The sequence below is a fragment of the Lentibacter sp. genome, assembly GCF_029254145.1.
Classification (GTDB): domain Bacteria; phylum Pseudomonadota; class Alphaproteobacteria; order Rhodobacterales; family Rhodobacteraceae; genus Lentibacter.
On the sequence record NZ_JAQWYD010000009.1, the window covers coordinates 1 to 18949 of the forward strand.

An 18949-nucleotide genomic window follows, 5' to 3' on the forward strand; every position below is an offset into this window, starting at 1 on the left:
CCCTTGGGGTTTTCGCGCTGGAACAGGTAGCTCTCAAAATCGTCGTCTGAAGATTCGGGGCCATGGCGGGTCAAATGCGCCTCGCCACCGGGTGACAGTTCTGTCTCGTCAGCGTGTACGCCGCAATAGGGGCATTCAAGGATCAGCATAACTGCACTCCTGAGTTGAGCGGGCATCTTTTTATAGCCACAAAGTTGAAATCGATAGGTGCCACCATTATTCTCTTCTCTAGGCAGACACTGGCTGCCGACTGTGCAAAACTAACGATTAGGAAATTTAAATGGTGAAGAAGAACAGCGAAGTCACAAGTAAGAAAGCTGCAAGTGCAGCAAGCAAGGTTTTGAGAGATCCAAAGTCTAGCCCTGCTGCGAAAACTGCAGCTGCATCGGCTCTTACTCAACGACCCAACAAGTCCAAGAAAAAATAGAGAGCTAGGGGGGGGTGCAACCATCAATGTGCCACCCCCGCCGCAACAGATTCATCAATAAAGCGGCCTTCAATAAAGCGCTCCATACCAAACTCCGCACTCAAAGGCCCAGGCTCGCCCTTGGCGATCAGCTCTGCCGTCGCCCAGCCGCCGCCCGGAATGGCCTTAAAGCCACCCGTGCCCCAGCCTGCGTTAATAAAGCAGTTGCCCAGCGGCGTCTTGCCAATCACGGGTGAGCGGTCGCCAGTGACGTCCACGATCCCGCCCCACTGGCGCAGCATCTTGAGGCGGCTCACCATCGGGAAGGTCTCCACAAGCGCGCGCACCGTCTCCTCGATATGATGGAACGAGCCGCGCTGTGTATAGTTGTTGAAGCCATCCGTGCCCCCGCCAATGACCATCTCGCCCTTGTCGGACTGGCTCATATAGCCGTGCACCGTGTTGGCCATAACAACCACATCCATACATGGCTTGATCGGCTCGGATACAAGCGCCTGAAGCGCAACCGATTCCATCGGAAGCCTGAAGCCCGCCATATTCGCCAGAGCGCCAGAGTTCCCTGCAACCACAAGGCCAAGCTTGTCGCAATCAATCGCACCCTTCGTGGTGTCCACACCCGTGACTTTGCCGCCCGATGAGCGCACACCCGTCACTTCGCACTGCTGGATGATATCCATGCCCATATCCGAGCAGGCCCGCGCATAGCCCCAAGCCACAGCATCGTGCCGCCCTGTGCCGCCGCGCGCCTGATACAAGCCACCAAGGACAGGATAGCGTGGCCCCTCAAGCGAAATGATCGGCACAAGCTTTTTCACCTCTTCCGGCCCGATGAAGCGCGTCTCAACGCCCTGCAACATATTGGCATGCGCCGTGCGCTTATAGCCGCGCACCTCATGCTCGGTCTGCGCCAGCATGATCACACCACGCGGCGAGAACATGACGTTGTAGTTCAGATCCTGAGACATCGTTTCATACAGCGAACGCGCCTTTTCATAAAGCGCCGCTGATGGGTCCTGCAGATAATTGGAACGAATAATCGTGGTGTTGCGGCCTGTGTTGCCGCCGCCCAGCCAGCCCTTCTCGATGATCGCCACGTTGGTGATCCCGAAGTTCTTGCCAAGATAGAAGGCCGTGGCAAGCCCATGGCCGCCCGCGCCCACGATGATCACATCGTACTTTTTCTTGGGCTGTGGTGAACGCCACGCGCGCTCCCAACCTGTATGAAAGCGCGCAGCCTCGCGTGCCACAGCAAATGCAGAATACCGTCTCATGGCTCGAATCCAATCGTGTTAGATGCTTACATCCTCTCTGCCCCAAAAGCGCCCCGCATCCCCCCAACATTGCGCCACAATCCCTCACAATTGCGACATCATCGCGCGCGCATCCGATTCCCCCTTCCCAGTCGCCCCCCGCCGCCCTAAATACCGCTCATGTTATTCTGGATCATCTCAGCCGCTCTGGCCCTGCTCATCGCCGCTCTCTTCGCCCTCGCGCTGCTCACCCGCCGCGCCGAAGCCGAGCACCCCGCCGCCTATGACTTGCGCATTTATCGCGACCAGCTCAAAGAAGTGGAACGTGATCTTGCCCGCGGCGTGATCAATGAGGCCGATGCCGAGCGCATCCGCACCGAAGTGGGCCGCCGTGTTCTGGCCGCCGACGCTCAGCTGGCCATCGCCGATGTCTCAAGCCAACAGCCGCGCAGCCTGACGATCGCCATCGCCGCTATCATTGCCCTCCTCCTCACAGGGGGTGGCGTTGCCATCTACACACAGCTTGGTACGCCTGGTCTTGGCGATCTGCCTCACAAGGCGCGCCTGCAAGCCTCCCAAGAACTCTACAGCAGCCGCAGCAGCCACGAGGCCTTTCTTGCACGCCTGCCAGTGCGCAACGCCCCGCAGCAAGAGGCAGACTATCTTGAACTGGTAGAGCGCCTGCGCGAAGCCGTGGCGAGCCGTCCGGACGAGCTTCAAGGCCAGCAGTTCCTTGCCCAGAGTGAAGCCCGCCTCGGCAACTACGCCGCTGCGCGTGCCGCTCAAAGTGCTGTTATCCGCCTCAAAGGCGAGGCAGCGGGCGCAAGTGACTTCGTGACCATGGCGCAGATGTATATCACAGAAGCGGATGGCTACGTCTCTCCCGAAGCCGAGGCCGCTTTGCGCCGCGCCCTGCGCGCTGACCGTACAGACCCCGTCGCGCGCTATTTCCTTGGTCAGATGTGGCTCCAAAACGACCGCCCCGACCGCGCCTTTGGCCTCTGGTCACAGCTGCTCAACGAAGGCCCCGAAGAGGCTCCATGGATCGCCCCGATCCGCCAAAGCATTGATGATATCGCTTGGCTCGCAGGCGTCGACTACACCCAGCCCGCACCGAGCGAAATGGCAACAGACATGCCTGGCCCAACGGTTCAAGACATTGAGAACGCAGGCGAAATGACACCAGAAGAGCGCCAAGAAATGGTCCAAAGCATGGTCCAGCGCCTCAATGACCGCCTCGCCACAGAAGGCGGAACCCCCGAAGAATGGGCGCGCCTGATCAGCGCCTATGGTTCTTTGGGCGATGAGAGCCGCGCCCGCGCGATCTGGCTTGAGGCACAACAGCGCTTTGCAGACACGCCTGACGCCCTTGAAACGGTCCGTCGCGGTGCGGCGCGCGCAGGGGTCGACCAGTGATCTGCGAAACCCCCGAAGAGTTTGTTGCCGCCCTGCCCGCTTACGGGGCGCTCATGGGCCTTGATCTTGGCGACAAGACCATCGGCCTTGCCGTGTCTGATACCTTCCGAAGCTCTGCAAGCCCGCTGGAAACGATCCGCCGCAAAAAGTTCACCCCCGACGCCACGGCCATGCTCGCCGTGGCCACCGAGCGCAACATCGCTGGGCTCGTGCTCGGTCTGCCGCGCAACATGGACGGAACCGAAGGCGCGCGCTGTCAATCGACCCGCGCTTTTGCCCGCTCCCTCACGCGCATGACGGACCTTCCGATCACCTATTGGGATGAGCGTCTCTCCACGGTTGCCGCAGAAAAAGCCCTGCTTGAGGCGGATACGACCCGAAAACGTCGCGCAGAGGTTATCGACCATGTCGCCGCCTCCTATATCCTTCAAGGGCTGCTCGACCGTCTCGGGCATATGAAGGCAGAGTGATATGAGCGAAAACTCCAAAGTCTGGCAACGCGCCGAGATCGACAGCCCCTGCATCCAGATCTGTGTGGTGCAGCCCGAAACGCGGCTCTGCACAGGCTGCGCTCGTTCGATTGATGAGATTGGACGCTGGTCGCGCATGTCTCCCGAAGAGCGCCGCGCCATCATGGCCGAACTTCCAGCCCGCGAAGCGGCCCCCACAGGCCGCCGCGGTGGACGCGCAGCCCGCCTCAACCGCTGAACACAAGAGTACGGCCGCGCAGGCGTCGCAGCCCGCTCATCCACTCTTACAGCCTTCGATATCCGAAATTTGCAGACGCACCGCGCGCCGCATTAAGTTAATTTCGCTTAACGTTTACCGCTTAGGGCGGTGCACGGGGTGTGCACGGGTTGTGCACGCATATCACCCCCCTAGAATCAGCGTGTTTTGAGCGCCTTAACCATATGGGACGCAGCCTTAGGGTCGGCTTAATCCGCTTCCAGCCAGCGCCGCCGATCGGTCAGCTCTGGGCGGAAATAGGCAATCATGCGCGGCGCAGTCTCTACCCCGCTCCAAGGCGCAACACCATGCAGAGCAAAACGATGCACAAGATAGGCCTCACCGACGGCTGCATGCACCTCAACCCTTTGACATGTCTCAAAAATCTCCGAGCGGACCGCTGTGTAGGCCGCAGTGAGATCAACTCTATGCCACTCGGCCTCAGGCACGCCCTCAAAGGCCGCCCTCAACATCGCCGCAAGTTTGAGATGGCTCCCCTCCCAGACAACCAAAGGGCTCGCCGCACTCTCGCTTAACGGAACGCCAAGCACCCAAGCATGATACTCCCCCATCCGCCTCTGTCGCTCAGGCAGCTCCATTTTCAACCCATCCAAATGCGCCGCATCGCGTTTGACCCGATATCGACCCGCCGCTTCGCTCTCTCCCACGCGAGGTTTTGGATAACCAGGATAGATCACCGAAAGCTGGGCAGGATGCAGCGCCAAGGAGCCAAACTGATTTGTCGCAAACTCATACGCCGTCCCGCCAAGCGTCATGCCGGGTTCAACGGCACCCATGCCATCGCTGGGCAAAGCGTCTACCCCGACAAACCAAGTGCCCCCACATTGATGCCAATGAGCATTTTCGGGGGCATCAACAGCGGTCCAAGCAGGCGCTGACACAGATGAGACCCAGTTCAGAAGTCGGTCATCATGTGGGAATTTCAACCAGCCTCTTTCAAGGTATTCTCTCAATATCCCAGTGCCTTACGCAGCATATTCAAGGCAACCAGGGTTAAAAAGACTGCAAACACACGCTTGAGCGGCTTGGGGTCCATCGCATGTGCAAGCTTCACCCCGTAAGGCGCGGTTATCATTGTCATCGACACGATCACAGCAAAGGCAACCAAGTTCACAGCGCCCACTGTATAAGGCGGCGCGCCATCAATGCTTATAAAGAGGAATCCGATGACCGCAGGCACAGCGATAATCACACCAAAACCCGCCGCCGTCGCCACAGCACGGTGAATGGGCACATTGAACAAGCTCATCAAAGGAACCCCGAAACTGCCCCCGCCAATGCCCATCAACACCGAAAGAAATCCGACGGTTGGCGAAAGCATCGCACGTTTTGCCCCCTTCGGCATCTCCTGCCCGAGCCGCCACTGACTGCGCCCAAAGCCCATATAAAGTCCAATCACAACACCAAGGCAGCCGAAAATCGCCTGCAACGTAATTGAGCGCAATGATGAGGCAAGCAGCATCCCGAAGACGGCCCCGATACCAATCCCGATGGCCCATGAGCGCAAAATGTCCCAATCCACAGCGCCCTTCTTGTTGTGGCTCAGAACCGAGCGCACCGAGGTGACGACAATCGTCGCAAGAGATGTGGCCAAGCAGACCTGCATAAGCTGCGGCCCATCATATCCAAGTACCTGAAATGCATAGAAAAAAGCCGGGACGAGAATGATGCCGCCACCCACACCCAAGAGCCCTGCAAGCACCCCTGCAAAGGCCCCGATGGCCAACAGCATCACCAACATCTGAAGAAGCAAACCTGTTTCTGGCATCATTCCGTCCCTATTTTTGCGCCTCAAGCGCACCCTCGCGCGCCACGCGCACCGCGTCCAGCGCTTCTTTGATCAAGGCCACGCCAGCGCCCTCTTTATGTGCCCCTTCCGAGAGCACCCGCCTCCAAAGCCGCGCCCCGGGCTGGCCCGCAAAGAGACCAAGCATATGCTTACTGATCTGGCCAAGCTTTCCGCCTTCGCTCAAATGCTCCTCAACATATGGTAACATCGCTTCAACGCCCTCAACAGGGTCGGCAAAAGGGTTCTGTTTGTCAAAAATAAGGGCATCGGCATCGCCCAGAATATCCCAAGGCTGGTGGTAGGCAGAGCGCCCAATCATAACGCCATCCATCCCCATTTCAAGATGTTCAACCGCTTCCTTCAACGTCGCCACACCGCCATTCAAAGAAAGGTGTAGATGTGGAAAATTCTGTTTCATTTCATAGACGAGAGGATAATCAAGTGGCGGAATATCGCGATTTTCTTTGGGCGAAAGCCCCTTGAGCCAAGCCTTGCGCGCATGAACGCTAAATCGAGTGACGCCCGCGCCAGACACAGTCTCCAGAAAGGCTGGCAAAACTTCTTTTGGCTCTTGATCATCAACACCAATGCGGCACTTGACCGTCACTGGCACCTCCACAACAGCCTGCATAGCAGCGCAACACTCTGCCACAAGTTCAGGCTGACGCATCAACACCGCACCAAAGGTCCCTGACTGGACCCGATCAGACGGGCAGCCGACATTGAGGTTGATCTCGTCATATCCCGCCTCCGCTCCGATCCGCGCCGCTTCGGCAAGCTCAACAGGATCAGAGCCGCCCAACTGCAAAGCCACAGGGTGCTCCTCAGGGCTATGCGCCAGCAAATGAAACGCCCGCCCCCGCACCAAAGCAGGCGAAGTCACCATCTCGGTATAAAGCAACGTCTCCCGCGAGAGGAGCCGATGCAGAAAACGACAATGCCTGTCCGTCCAGTCCATCATGGGTGCAACGGAGAGACGCGCAGCTTGGGTCACAAGAGTGTTGTCTTTGCTCATAAGGTGATTTTTCCTTTTGCCAAAGCTGGCAAAGGCTCTTCTTCATTTCAACTTGAGCGCCTCTTATCTCAGATGCCAGGGCCTTGCACGTTCTTTGCAATGTTTCTCGTGTTTACAGAGCTTGCGCGCACAGTCAAATCTGCGAAAACTGCGCGCCAGAGCAAACAACCACACCGCAAGAGACATGCCCATGAGCACAGATACCCCAAAAAGCAGGAACTACGATGTGATCATCATCGGCGGCGGCATCATGGGCGCCTCCACGGCCTGCTTTTTGAGCCAAAACAAGGACTTTCAAGGCAAAGTTCTGGTGATTGAGCGCGACCCTACTTATGAGTTCGCCTCAACCTCCCACACAAACTCCTGTATGCGGCAGCAGTTTTCGACAGGGCTGAACGTGCGCATCTCGCAGTTTGCTGCCGACTATGTGAAAAATCTCGGCAGATACCTCAGCGACAGTCGCATTCCCAAGCTCGACATCCAGAACTTCGGCTACATGTATCTCGCAGACACTGAAGAAATGGCCACCACCCTGCGCACCAACCATGCGGTCCAGCAAGCGGCAGGAGCAGCCACGCAACTTATGAGCCGTGAACAAATCGCAGCCGCCTATCCCTTTTATGCACTCGACGATATCCTTCTCGGCTCGATCAACACAGTTGATGAGGGCTTCTTTGATGGCCAAGCCGTCTTTGATTGGCAGCGGCGCATTGGCCGCGAGGCAGGAGTAGAATACATCGCAGCAGAGGTTACCGCCCTCAACAAGAACACCAGAGGTAACCGCATAGAAAGTGTCACTCTGAGCACCGGTCAGACCGTCTCTTGTGGCCAGCTCGTCAACGCCACAGGCCCCCGCGCCGCGCGCACCGCCGCTATGGCTGGGCTCAGCCTGCCTGTTGAGCCGCGCAAGCGCTTCACATGGGTCTTTCGCGCCGAACACCCTCTGGAGCAGCCCTTACCGCTCACGATTGACCCCTCAGGCGTGCATGTGCGGGAAGTTAGCGGTGGAACCTATATGGCAGGCGCCCATACAGAAGAAGACCCCGCTGTCGCATTTGATGATTTCGCGATGGATCACAGTCTTTGGGAAAACCATGTTTGGCCAATGATCGCGACACGCATTCCCCAGTTCGAGGCCATAAAGGTTGTTTCTGAATGGGCAGGCCATTACGCCTATAACACGCTGGACCAAAACGCCATCACTGGCCCTCACCCTGACATAAGCAACTTTTTGTTTCTCAACGGTTTTTCAGGTCACGGATTGCAACAATCCCCAGCCATGGGTCGGGGCACAGCGGAATGGTTGACCTATGGAAGCTACCGCAGCCTTGATCTCAGCGCCTTCCATTACGAGCGCATCGCCGCGAACGCGCCGATCCTCGAAAAAGCCGTGATCTAGCCCAGCGTTGGCAGCTCGGTTGCCGCCGCGCGCGTTACAGCCCCTGTGCCCACAAGGGCCGCTGCCTGCGCCAAATCGTCGGCCATATACCTGTCGTCCGTGAGGCTCGCGATGTCACGGCGCAAACGCTTGATCACAGCCGCCAAAGGACCGCTCGTCTCCAGAGGCGCACGAAACTCGACACCCTGCGCTGCACACAAAAGCTCAACCCCCAAGATATGCTCAAGATTGCGCACCATCTGCATCAAGCGCCGCGCACCATGAGCTGCCATGCTGACATGATCCTCTTGGTTGGCAGAGGTTGGCGTGCTGTCAGTGACAGTCGGGTTCGCGAGGTGCTTGTTTTCACTCATCAAAGCCGCCGTCGTCACCTCGGCAATCATCAGGCCAGAGTTCAGCCCGGGATTGGGCGTCAGGAACGGCGGCAAATCAAAGCTCAAAGTCGGATCGACCATCAAAGCCACACGACGCTGCGCAATCGCGCCAATTTCGGAGAGCGCGAGTGCAATCATATCTGCAGCAAAGCCCACAGGCTCGGCATGGAAGTTGCCCCCCGACACAATAAGCCCTGCCTCCGTCAGCACCAAAGGATTGTCTGTTGCCGCATTGGCCTCAACAATCAGCGTGCTCGCCGCTTGGCGCATCACATCCATCGCCGCCCCCGTCACCTGCGGCTGACAGCGGATACAATACGGATCTTGCACGCGGGTGTCGCCCTCTCGGTGGCTCTCGCGGATTTCTGAGCCGTCCAAAAGCGCTCGCATAGCAGCCGCCGCCTCGATCTGCCCCGCATGGCCGCGCAGCGTATGAATCTCTGGCTGCAATGGCGCAGTCGACCCCATGATTGCATCTGTCGAAAGCGCCGAAATCACAAGAGCGCTCTGCGCGGCGCGCCAGCCCTCAAAGAGGCCTGCAAGCGCATAGGCCGTGGAAAATTGCGTCCCGTTGATACAGGCTAGGCCCTCTTTGGGACCAAGTTCCACAGGCTCGAGTCCTGCCTTGGCCAAGGCCTCAGCCGCGCCCATCAAAACGCCCTGATAGCGCGCCTTGCCCTCACCCATCATCGCTGCGGTCATATGCGCCAAAGGCGCAAGGTCGCCTGATGCGCCCACCGAGCCTTGCGCAGGGACTTCAGGTGTCACACCCTCGCGCAGCATCCCTTCCAACAGTGCCACAAGCGCCCACCGCACGCCAGAAGCGCCGCGTCCAAAAGACAAAAGCTTGAGGGTCATCATCAAGCGCACATGGGCCTCAGGCATTGCTTCGCCCACGCCGCAACAATGGCTCAAGATCAAGTTCCGCTGAAGCTGCGCCGTATCCTCTGGTGCGACTTTCACACTCGCCAATTTGCCAAAACCCGTATTCACACCATAAACAGCAGCGTCTCCTGCAGCCGCCTCGGCAATACGGCTCGCAGCCAGCTCCACTGCCGCCTTACAAATGGGATCAAGCTGGGGAGAAATGCCGCCCCGATAGACCTGTTCAAGCTGGGAAAAGCCGACAGACATAGGCGTCAAAACGATCGTGGTCATGAGAACTCTCCCCCTTAGATTAGGGGAAGAGTTACCGACTTAAAAATAATATGTCTACACATATTAAGGGGCACTCATCACACTAGAGAGGGCAACCAGAGCACAATCCCCGGGAAGGCTACAAGCCCGGCAATGGTCAGCGCATCAGCGATGAAAAACGGCGTCACACCTTTGAAAACGTCCTGAACTGTCAGATCATCACGCACCCCTGCAACAACAAAGCAGTTGAGGCCAATTGGCGGGGTGATCAAACAGAACTCCGCCATTTTGACCACCAGAATGCCAAACCAGATCGCGCACATCGTCCCTGACATCCCAAAGGCACTATCAACGGCGGCAACATTCTCGCCCCCGTTCAGCGCCATAACTGCAGGATAAACCACAGGTAACGTGAGCAAGAGCATCCCGATTGCATCCATGAACATGCCGAGCACGGCATAGGCCAGCAGGATACAAATCAGAATAATCATGGGCGAGAGCTCAAGCGATGTGATCCAGCTAGAAAACGCGTCGGGCAATTCAGCAAAGCCAAGGAAGCGCACATAAATCAACACGCCCCAGATGATAGTGAAGATCATCACGGTGAGCTTGGCAGTTTCGAGCAGTGCTTCCTTCAGCTTTGGCCAACGCATCCCACGATAGAGCGCCATGAGAAAGACGATAAACGCGCCAACAGCGCCGCCTTCCGTCGGTGTGCCCCAAGCGTCCCCGAACGGGTTGTAGACAAAGAAAATAATGATCACGACCACAGCCACAATCGGCAAGGCTGGTGGCAGGCTTTCAAAGCGCTCTTTCCAAGTAAACCCAGTCACAGGCGGGCCCACATTCTTGAACACAACCGCGATGCCAATGATCAAAACAGCATAGACAATCGCCGAGAAAACACCTGGAATAAAGCCTGCGAGCAAGAGCATACCCACGTCTTGCTCAACAATAATGGCATAGATCACCAAAATCGCCGAGGGCGGAATAAGCGAGGCCAAAGTGCCGCCTGCCGCGACAACACCCGCCGCAAACTGCTTGTTATATCCGATCTTGAGCATCTCGGGGATCGCGATCCGCGCAAACACAGCCGCAGTGGCCACAGAGGCGCCTGACACAGCTGCAAAGCCCGCTGTCGCAAAGACGGTTGAAACAGCAAGCCCACCCGGAACCCACGCGATCCAACGCTTGCAGGCCTCAAAAAGAGCTGTCGTCAACTTGGCATGATAGGCGAGATAACCGATCATAATGAAGACAGGGATCAGTGATAACACCTGTGCAGAGACTTTCGAATGCGGCGTCAGTCCGGCAATCTTAGTGCTGATCTCCACCGCTTTCCAAAAGCGTTCCGGATCATAGTCAAAACCGTTCCAGCGCAACCAGATCAGGCCAATATAGCCCGCCAGTCCCGCCGCAAAAGCAACCCGCATCCCCAGCAGAACCAACACAAGCATCCCTGCGGATGTGTATAAACCAATTTCAATCGGCTCCATCAGTCGGCTCCTTCCAAAAGTTTGGCCTCGGCCATCGCCTGTTCCTCAATCGTCAACGACAAAGGCACAGCCACAGGGTTTTCCAACCCCAAGACAAGCGCGCGGCCATAGCCCCAAGCCTGAAGCAGCAAGCGCAGAATCAGCACGCCAAATGCAATCGGAACGACAAGCTTGCTCGGCCAGATCGGCAGGCTGATATCAATCGAGCTGTCACGTGAACACCATGGGCTAGCGCAATCAAATGAGCGGTCAAAATGCTCCCAAGCGCCGTAAGTAAGACCCACAATAAGCAAGAGCATCAAAAGAACAGAAATAAGCTCAAAGAACCAAAGCACCCGCCCCTTGAGCGCGTTAACGAGCATGTCCATGCGGATATGTGTCCCGTCCCGCGCTACATAGGACACGCCCATAATCGCAATCACAGGCATCGCTGCCTCGATATAATCCACATAGCCCAGCAAGGGGCTGCCAAAAAACTTGCGCGCGATAACGGAATACGCCGCCAGAAACATCAATGAAAAAATCGCAAGGCCGCTCAGCAGCGCGCAAACGCGCTCCACAGGCAGCAACATGCGGTCCAATTTGCTCAGTAAGCTGGAATCTTCCAGCACGGCGGCTGAACCGGCCATCTCACTCTCCCTTTTGTGCTATTGCGTGAATTGCGCAAAAAGGCTGCGCGGTGTCGCGCAGCCTTCAGATTTTTGGTAAGAGGCAAAAACCCCCTGCCTAGAAATCAACTTCCGCTCTTCGCTTCGTCCAGAGTTTTCATGACAAGGTCATAAAGCTCTTGGCCAGGAATGCCTTGGGCTTCCATATCTGCAATCCACGCATCGCGGATCGGATCAGCAGCTTTGGTACGGAACTCCGCAATCACTTCAGGAGCGATCACGACTTTTTCCACGCCTTTTTCTTCGAGAACGGCATCCCAACGCTTCAGAAGCTCACCATAGTTGCTGAGATAGAACTCAAGCGCCTCAGGAACCGAGCTTTCCAGCGCGGCACGGTGCTCATCCGACAGGCTCTCATAGGCGTCGATATTGACAACAACAGGGCAGTTCACAGTGCCCGGGTTGAGGTTTGACGTCCACCAATCGGCTTCGTTGATCGTGCCAAAGCTCAGGTGCGCGTGCTGGGCAAAGGCCACCGTGTCAACAACCCCAGATTCCATTGCCTGATAGGCTTCTGAGGACGTTACTGATGTCGGAACCGCGCCAACAGCTTCAAAAGCTTGGCCAATGCCACCTGTTGCACGAACACGCATGCCTTCAAATTCCGCCAGCTCGTCGCGAGGCTCGCCTGTGCCAACAAGGTTATACTGCGGCATAGGGGATGTCATAAGAAGCTTGGCATTCCACTGCGCCATCTCTTTTGTCGCGGCAGGGTGTGCATAGACCGCGTTGGAAACAGCAAGCTCTTGCTCAAGGTTTTCAACACCAAGGAATGGCAGCTCAAGCACTGTCACAACACGGTTTTTGTCACGGTGATAGCCTGCGCAGAATTGCGCCATTTCGAATGCACCAATCGAAATTCCATCAAGGTTTTCGCGGTTCTTCGAGAGGCCGCCATAGCTGACGTTCATAGTGAACTCGCCACCCGTTTTTGCGCTGACAAGCTCAGCCAGTTTTTCGACGTGCTCGGTAAAGGCACGGCGCTTGCCCCAGACGGATACGTTCCACTCGGTGGCTGCCGCTTCTGTGGCAAAGCTCAAAGCAACGGCTGCCGCCGCCAGTTTTGCAACTGTGTTCATTACGTTTTCTCCCATTTCGCAGCCCTGTTCGCGGGCCTTCTACGCAAAAGCTAGCGCCAAGACATCAGCAAGCCAAGCCCTCAATCTTGTGACGCAACGTACTTCTTACGCTTCCCCTTTGGCTTTCCCCCGCTTATAACCAATCCAAGATAGACAAAAGCGCAACAGCGCTCTGAATTTAAGGGGCAAGAGCCATGGCTCACATCATCGTCGTCGGCAATGAAAAAGGCGGCGCCGGCAAATCAACGGTCTCCATGCACATCGCCACGGCGCTCGCTCGCTTGGGCCACAAAACCTCTGTGCTCGATTTGGATTTGCGCCAAAAAACGATTGGCCGCTACCTTGAGAACCGTGTGGATTTCTGTGCCAAAGCAGGCCTTGACCTGCCAACGCCTGAGTACCACGAGCTCCCAGAAATCGACAAAGAGACGCTCAAGCCAGGCGAAAACATCTATGATCACCGTCTCTCGGCCGCTGTCGCCACGCTTGAGCCTGACAACGACTTTATCCTGATTGACTGTCCAGGCTCGCACACACGCCTCAGCCAAGTGGCCCACTCGCTCGCCGATACGCTCGTCACCCCATTAAACGACAGCTTCATCGACTTTGACCTGCTCGCTCACATCGACGCCGACGGCGAAAAGATCAAAGGCCCCTCGGTCTACTCCGAGATGGTCTGGTCCGCCCGTAAACTGCGGGCTCAAGCTGGGCTAAAGCCCATTGACTGGATCGTAATGCGCAACCGCCTCGGCGCGCAGCGCATGGTCAACAAAGAGAAAATGGAACGCGCCGTTGACAATCTCTCCGCACGCATCGGCTTTCGCGTTGCGCCGGGCTTTAATGAGCGCGTTATTTTCCGCGAGCTCTTTCCGCGCGGCCTGACCCTGCTCGACCTGAAGGATGTCGGCGTTCAAAAGCTGAACATTTCCAATATCGCCGCCCGCCAAGAGCTCCGCGAGATGATGAAATCACTCAAGCTTCCAAACGTCAGCGTCGACTTCTAAGTGTCAGATCCTTTTGATATTTTCCTGATCTGCCCTCCAGGGCTGGAGTCTGCCTTGGCATCAGAGGCTTTGGAGCATGGCTTTTCCCCTGCGAACGCAATTTCTGGCGGTGTTGAGATCAAAGGCGATTGGCCTGAAGTGTGGCGCGCCAACCTCATGCTGCGTGGCGCCGTCCGTGTGCTCGTGCGCATCGGCTCCTTCCGAGCCTTTCACCTCGCACAGCTCGACAAGCGCGCGCGCAAGTTTCCATGGGCTGAGTTTTTGCGCCCGGATGTGCCTGTTCGGATCGAGGTGAGCACCAACAAGCGCTCCAAAATATATCATGCAGGCGCCGCCGCCCAGCGCATTGAAACTGCGATCAAGGAAAGCCTCGGTCCGCCCATCTCGCCCGAAGCCACGCTCACACTGAAGGCGCGTATCGATGACAACCTCGTCACCTTCAGCCTCGATAGCTCTGGCGAAAGCCTTCACAAACGCGGCTTCAAAGAGGCCGTCAACAAAGCTCCCATGCGCGAGACGCTTGCAGCACTTTTTCTTCGCGAAGCGGGGTACACTGGAACCGAGCCTGTTCTTGACCCGATGTGCGGCTCAGGGACCTTCCCCATCGAGGCCGCCGAGATCGCGATGGGCCTCGCCCCAGGACGCGCGCGCAGCTTCGCTTTTGAAAGCCTCGCAAGCTTTGATGCTGCCGCATGGGAGGCCCTGCGCTGCAGCATAACCCCGCGCAGCACCGATCAGCATTTTTATGGTTCAGATCGCGACCAAGGGGCAATCGCCATGAGCACCCGCAACGCTGATGCGGCGGGCGTCTCGGCCCTCACACGCTTCACCTGCACCTCTATTTCCGATCTCAAACGCCCCGACGGCCCTGTTGGCCTCGTGATCATCAACCCCCCCTATGGGGCACGCATCGGCAACAAAAAGCCCCTCTTTGCGCTTCATGCTGCGCTGGGAACAACGCTCAAAACCGAGTTCAGGGGCTGGCGCGTCGCGATCATCACGACTGAAGCGTCCCTCGCCAAAGCCACGGGCCTCACTCTCTCGGCAGGCCCCTACGTGCCCCACGGCGGCCTCAAGGTGCGGCTCTACCAATCGGGTCCGCTTTAGCGCGCTTGCGCATCAGCACCACAAGGTTTGACAGCCCCAAAGCCGAGATTACAACAGCGCCGCCCACAAGCGCATAAGCCCCTGGGTCTTCGCCCAATACAAACCAGACCAAAAGCGGCGCCAGCACAGACTCAAGCAAAATCAAAAGCGCCACCTCGGCAGACGGAATATACCTTGGACCCAGCGCCAGTCCGACCGAACTGATCCCAATAAAAAGCCCATGCAGAGCCACAAGGGAATATTGCGAGGCCTCAAGCTGTAGCGGCAAAACAAACGGAGACAGACACAAAGCCGAAACCAAATAGGCCACAGGCAACATCGGAACCATCGAGACAGAGCGCACCCGTCGCGCCGCGGTGAGAGCGACGGCAAAAACAAACGAAACGCACACCGCCAGAAGATCCCCCTTCAGGCTCGCGCCATGAGTCTCACCCGAACTGTAGGTGATAATGCCAAGACCACCAAAAACCGCAATCATGGTGACCATCATGCGGCGGCTGATCGCTTCTCCCATCCAGACAAAGCTCAAAATAGCCGCGAAGACAGGCATCGAGGCAATGATAAAGACAACATTGGCCACACTCGTGTGGCTCACCGCCAGCGTGAAGAGAATTCCCGTGCCGCTCATCGCAATAAGATAGACATAGGCATAGGGCCCGCCACGCAGCGCTGCCCCAACCGAGCGCGCACCCGTGGTCATCAACACATAGATCATCACCAAAAGCCCCGTGCTCAACCCCCGCCAGAAAGATACCTCCAAAGGCGGGACATCGATCAACCGGATGAACAAGCTGTCAGGCACAACAAACAAAACGCCCATCATCGTGATGAGCAGCCCTTTAAGCTGATCGCTCATAGCTTGGCCAAATGGTGCAAAAGCTTACGCAACACCGTGACGTCTTCGGAAGAAAATGTCGCCGCCAGCTCCGCATCATAGTCGATAGCCACACCGCGTAGCTCGGTATAAGCCGCTCGCCCTGCACTCGTGAGTTCCAGATACTCCAGCCGCCTGTCTGCCTCATCACGCTCGCGCGTCAAAAAGCGCCGCTCTTCGAGCCGTGCCACCGCGCGGCTGATCTTTGTCTTGTGCATCTTGGAGCGCTCGCAGATTTCTTTGGCGGTCAGACGCCCGTAAATCCCAAGGTGAAACAGCACCCGCCACTCGGTCCGCAACATTCCGTAACGGTCCTTATAGATATTCTGAAACGCGAGACTGCTTTCCTCTGCCGCCTGATTGAGCAGGTAGGGCAGAAAATTCTGCAAATCAAAGTCATCTTTTTTTGTCATAGCGCGTCTCCCTATGTTGTTAGTTACAAAATCAACTGTTAATTATGCAACCAAATTCGACAGGATGCGCGCCATGACAAAAAAAACATTTCCTCACAGTTTCACACAAGCCCCTTCGCTTGACGGCCCTCACAAAGGCTACATGCCCGGTTTTGGGAACGACTTTGAAACCGAGGCTTTGCCCGACGCCCTGCCCCAAGGCATGAATTCCCCACAGAAATGCAACTACGGCCTCTACGGCGAACAACTCTCTGGCACAGCCTTCACAGCGCCAAGCCATCAGAACGAGCGCACATGGTGTTATCGCATCCGCCCCTCGGTCAAGCACTCCCACCGATATACAAAGATTGATCTCCCCTATTGGAAATCCGCCCCCCATGTGGATCCCGATGTGATCTCCCTTGGCCAATACCGTTGGGATCCCGTCACCCACGCAGGCGAAGCACTCAATTGGCTCACAGGCATGCGCACCATGACAACAGCGGGCGATGTGAACACACAAGTCGGCATGGCCAGCCATATCTACCTCGTCACCGAGAGCATGGTAGATCAATATTTCTACTCAGCCGATTCCGAGCTGCTGATCGTGCCCCAAGAAGGCCGCCTGAGATTTGCCACCGAACTGGGGATCATCGACCTCGCCCCACAAGAGATCGCGATCATCCCCCGTGGCCTTCTCTACCGTGTGGAAGTCCTCGAAGGCCCAGCGCGCGGCTTTGTCTGCGAAAACTACGGCCAGAAGTTCGAGCTTCCGGGCCGCGGACCCATCGGCGCGAACTGCATGGCGAACCCGCGCGACTTCAAAACGCCCGTGGCCGCCTTTGAAGACCGCGACGCGCCCTCAACGGTCACAATCAAATGGTGCGGCCAGTTCCACGAAACCAAAATCGGCCACAGCCCCCTTGATGTCGTCGCGTGGCACGGCAATTACGCCCCCGTGAAATACGACCTCAGCACATATTGCCCCGTCGGCGCGATCCTGTTTGATCACCCTGACCCAAGCATCTTCACAGTCCTCACCGCCCCCTCTGGCCAAGAAGGCACAGCCAATATCGACTTCGTGCTCTTCCGCGAGCGCTGGATGGTGGCAGAAGACACGTTCCGCCCTCCATGGTATCACAAGAACATCATGTCCGAGCTCATGGGCAACATCTACGGTCAATATGATGCCAAACCCAAAGGCTTCATTCCTGGCGGCATGTCCCTGCACAATATGATGCTACCCCACGGCCCCGACAAAAACGCCTTTGAAGGCGCCTCCAACGCAGAGCTGAAGGCCGAGAAGCTCGACAACACCATGAGCTTCATGTTTGAAACCCGCTTCCCGCAGCACCTCACTGCCTTCGCTGCCAAAGAGGCCCCGCTACAAGACGATTACATCGACTGCTGGACTGACATCGAAAAGAAATTCGATGGCAAGCCTGGCAAGAAATAAGGAATACCAATGTCACTGCTCACATCTTGGGTCACTTCGGCCAATACAGCCGATGCCCCCTTCCCGCTAAACAACCTGCCTTATGGCGTCTTTTCCACAGCTGACAGCGATCCACGCTGTGGCGTCGCCATCGGCGATATGATCCTTGATGTGGCCGCCGCCGAAGAAGCAGGCCTTATCGCTCTTACTGATGCGCCACTCTTTGATGTGCCCTTCTGGAACGAAGTCATGGAAGAAGGCCCCAAGCTTTGGGCCGCCCTACGCACCCGCCTCACAGAGCTTCTCGCCGAGGGCGCCCCTGATCAGGCCGAGCTTTCAGACATGCTTGTCGCGCAATCAGACGCCGACATGCACCTTCCCTTCCTCGTGAGCGAGTTCACCGATTTCTACGCGTCCAAAAATCACGCCACCAATGTCGGCACGATGTTTCGCGGCGCGGAAAACGCCCTGCCGCCCAACTGGCTCCATATTCCCATCGGCTACAACGGCCGCGCCTCTTCGGTTGTTGTCTCGGGCACTGATATCCGCCGCCCTTGGGGCCAACTCAATGGTCCGAATGATGACGCCCCCCGCTGGGCGCCTTCCGCGCGCTTTGATCTGGAGCTTGAGATGGGTGCCATCGTCGGTACATTTTCAGATGCCCCCGTCACCGTCGCTGAGGCCGACGAAATGATCTTCGGCTACGTCCTCCTCAACGACTGGTCCGCACGCGACATTCAGGCCTGGGAATACCAGCCCCTCGGCCCGTTTCAGGCCAAAGCGACCGCGACAAGCATCTCCCCATGGATCGTCACCAAAGCCGCGCTCGAGCCTTTCCGCACAGACACACCGCCCCGCGAGAAAGAACTGCTTCCGCACCTCAAGGACTGCGGCCCGATGCTTTACGACATCGACCTCTCAGTCACCCTCGCCCCCGAGGGCAAAGAAGCGAGCACCATCGCGACGACCAACTACAAGGAGATGTATTACTCCTCCGCCCAACAACTCGCGCACCACACCACATCTGGCTGCCCGATGAACCCCGGCGATCTTTTGGGATCAGGCACAATCTCCGGCCCAGAAAAGCACCAGCGCGGCGCACTCTTGGAGCTCTCATGGGGCGGCAAGGAGCCTATCACGCTGGACACAGGCGAAGAACGCAGCTTCTTGGAAGATGGCGACACGCTCACCCTTTACGGCGCAGCCCATGGCGACGGCTACACCATTGGCTTTGGCACATGCGCAGGAACACTCCTGCCCGCCCTCGCAGACCCATACAAACGCTAACGCTTTCTTATTGCTAAAATATTCTCGCCGAAGGCTCCAAAATGCCCACAGGC

Annotated in this window: 19 protein-coding genes; 8 read left to right on the top strand and 11 right to left on the bottom strand. The window is 57.3% G+C overall.

Annotated features, from left to right (window positions below; genetic code table 11):
* On the bottom strand, positions 1-149 hold a 149-nt coding region (locus tag P8O11_RS00975; RefSeq protein ID WP_300290813.1), incomplete at its 3' end, for a sarcosine oxidase subunit delta.
* A 301-nt stretch (positions 150-450) separates the two neighbouring features.
* Positions 451-1698, bottom strand: a complete 1248-nt coding sequence (locus tag P8O11_RS00980; RefSeq protein ID WP_089888259.1) for a sarcosine oxidase subunit beta family protein — start codon at positions 1696-1698, stop codon at positions 451-453.
* Between the two features lie 159 nt (positions 1699-1857).
* Between P8O11_RS00980 and ccmI the strand changes: the two genes are divergently transcribed.
* Genes ccmI through P8O11_RS00995 form a run of 3 tightly spaced genes read left to right on the top strand, consistent with a single transcriptional unit; the run spans position 1858 to position 3801 of the window.
* Entirely contained in the window at positions 1858-3093 is a 1236-nt protein-coding gene (gene ccmI, locus P8O11_RS00985; RefSeq protein WP_300290710.1) for a c-type cytochrome biogenesis protein CcmI, read from the top strand.
* Positions 3090-3563, top strand: a complete 474-nt coding sequence (gene ruvX, locus P8O11_RS00990) for a Holliday junction resolvase RuvX (protein WP_300290712.1) — start codon at positions 3090-3092, stop codon at positions 3561-3563. The genes ccmI and ruvX overlap by 4 nt, the downstream gene beginning before the upstream one ends.
* A gap of 1 nt (position 3564) precedes the next feature.
* Positions 3565-3801: a DUF1289 domain-containing protein gene (locus tag P8O11_RS00995; RefSeq protein ID WP_300290715.1), complete on the top strand. Its 237-nt coding sequence runs from the start codon at positions 3565-3567 to the stop codon at positions 3799-3801.
* Between the two features lie 227 nt (positions 3802-4028).
* Here P8O11_RS00995 and P8O11_RS01000 read toward each other — a convergent pair whose 3' ends face one another.
* From P8O11_RS01000 to dusA, 3 genes are read right to left on the bottom strand one after another with little or no spacing between them, the layout of a single operon-like run.
* Positions 4029-4766, bottom strand: coding sequence for a hypothetical protein (locus tag P8O11_RS01000; RefSeq protein WP_300290717.1), 738 nt, complete (start codon positions 4764-4766; stop codon positions 4029-4031).
* A gap of 23 nt (positions 4767-4789) precedes the next feature.
* The gene (locus P8O11_RS01005; RefSeq protein WP_300290719.1) at positions 4790-5608 is read right to left on the bottom strand and encodes a sulfite exporter TauE/SafE family protein; all 819 of its coding nucleotides are present in this window, start codon (positions 5606-5608) and stop codon (positions 4790-4792) included.
* A 10-nt stretch (positions 5609-5618) separates the two neighbouring features.
* Entirely contained in the window at positions 5619-6644 is a 1026-nt protein-coding gene (dusA, locus tag P8O11_RS01010; RefSeq protein ID WP_300290721.1) for a tRNA dihydrouridine(20/20a) synthase DusA, read from the bottom strand.
* 190 nt (positions 6645-6834) lie between these two features.
* Here dusA and P8O11_RS01015 point away from each other — a divergent pair, with 190 nt between their 5' ends.
* A complete protein-coding gene (locus P8O11_RS01015) occupies positions 6835-8043 on the top strand; it encodes an FAD-binding oxidoreductase (RefSeq protein ID WP_300290723.1) in 1209 nt (402 codons plus the stop codon).
* Here the strand turns inward: P8O11_RS01015 and hutH are convergent.
* From hutH to P8O11_RS01035, 4 genes are all read right to left on the bottom strand, one after another.
* The gene (hutH, locus tag P8O11_RS01020; RefSeq protein WP_300290725.1) at positions 8040-9575 is read right to left on the bottom strand and encodes a histidine ammonia-lyase; all 1536 of its coding nucleotides are present in this window, start codon (positions 9573-9575) and stop codon (positions 8040-8042) included. The two genes, P8O11_RS01015 and hutH, sit on opposite strands and share 4 nt — an antisense overlap.
* 77 nt (positions 9576-9652) lie before the next feature.
* Positions 9653-11050, bottom strand: a complete 1398-nt coding sequence (locus P8O11_RS01025; RefSeq protein WP_300290728.1) for a TRAP transporter large permease — start codon at positions 11048-11050, stop codon at positions 9653-9655.
* Positions 11050-11679: a TRAP transporter small permease subunit gene (locus tag P8O11_RS01030; RefSeq protein WP_300290730.1), complete on the bottom strand. Its 630-nt coding sequence runs from the start codon at positions 11677-11679 to the stop codon at positions 11050-11052. The genes P8O11_RS01025 and P8O11_RS01030 overlap by 1 nt, the downstream gene beginning before the upstream one ends.
* Before the next feature lie 104 nt (positions 11680-11783).
* Positions 11784-12797 (bottom strand): C4-dicarboxylate TRAP transporter substrate-binding protein, encoded by a 1014-nt coding sequence (locus P8O11_RS01035; RefSeq protein WP_300290732.1) that lies wholly within the window; start codon positions 12795-12797, stop codon positions 11784-11786.
* A 194-nt stretch (positions 12798-12991) separates the two neighbouring features.
* Here P8O11_RS01035 and P8O11_RS01040 point away from each other — a divergent pair, with 194 nt between their 5' ends.
* Together P8O11_RS01040 and P8O11_RS01045 are read left to right on the top strand one after the other, a co-directional pair.
* Positions 12992-13801: a division plane positioning ATPase MipZ gene (locus P8O11_RS01040; RefSeq protein ID WP_300290734.1), complete on the top strand. Its 810-nt coding sequence runs from the start codon at positions 12992-12994 to the stop codon at positions 13799-13801.
* A complete protein-coding gene (locus tag P8O11_RS01045) occupies positions 13802-14908 on the top strand; it encodes a class I SAM-dependent RNA methyltransferase (RefSeq protein WP_300290736.1) in 1107 nt (368 codons plus the stop codon).
* Here the strand turns inward: P8O11_RS01045 and P8O11_RS01050 are convergent.
* A complete protein-coding gene (locus P8O11_RS01050; RefSeq protein WP_300290738.1) occupies positions 14874-15764 on the bottom strand; it encodes a DMT family transporter in 891 nt (296 codons plus the stop codon). The two genes, P8O11_RS01045 and P8O11_RS01050, sit on opposite strands and share 35 nt — an antisense overlap.
* Positions 15761-16195 (bottom strand): MarR family transcriptional regulator, encoded by a 435-nt coding sequence (locus tag P8O11_RS01055; RefSeq protein WP_089888231.1) that lies wholly within the window; start codon positions 16193-16195, stop codon positions 15761-15763. The genes P8O11_RS01050 and P8O11_RS01055 overlap by 4 nt, the downstream gene beginning before the upstream one ends.
* Positions 16196-16268: 73 nt before the next feature.
* Between P8O11_RS01055 and hmgA the strand changes: the two genes are divergently transcribed.
* Positions 16269-17630 carry a homogentisate 1,2-dioxygenase gene (gene hmgA / locus P8O11_RS01060; RefSeq protein WP_300290743.1) on the top strand — a complete coding sequence of 454 codons (1362 nt, stop codon included), beginning with the start codon at positions 16269-16271 and terminating at the stop codon, positions 17628-17630.
* Positions 17631-17639: 9 nt separating this feature from the next.
* Entirely contained in the window at positions 17640-18896 is a 1257-nt protein-coding gene (gene fahA, locus P8O11_RS01065) for a fumarylacetoacetase (protein WP_300290744.1), read from the top strand.
* The last annotated feature ends 53 nt before the right edge of the window (positions 18897-18949 follow it).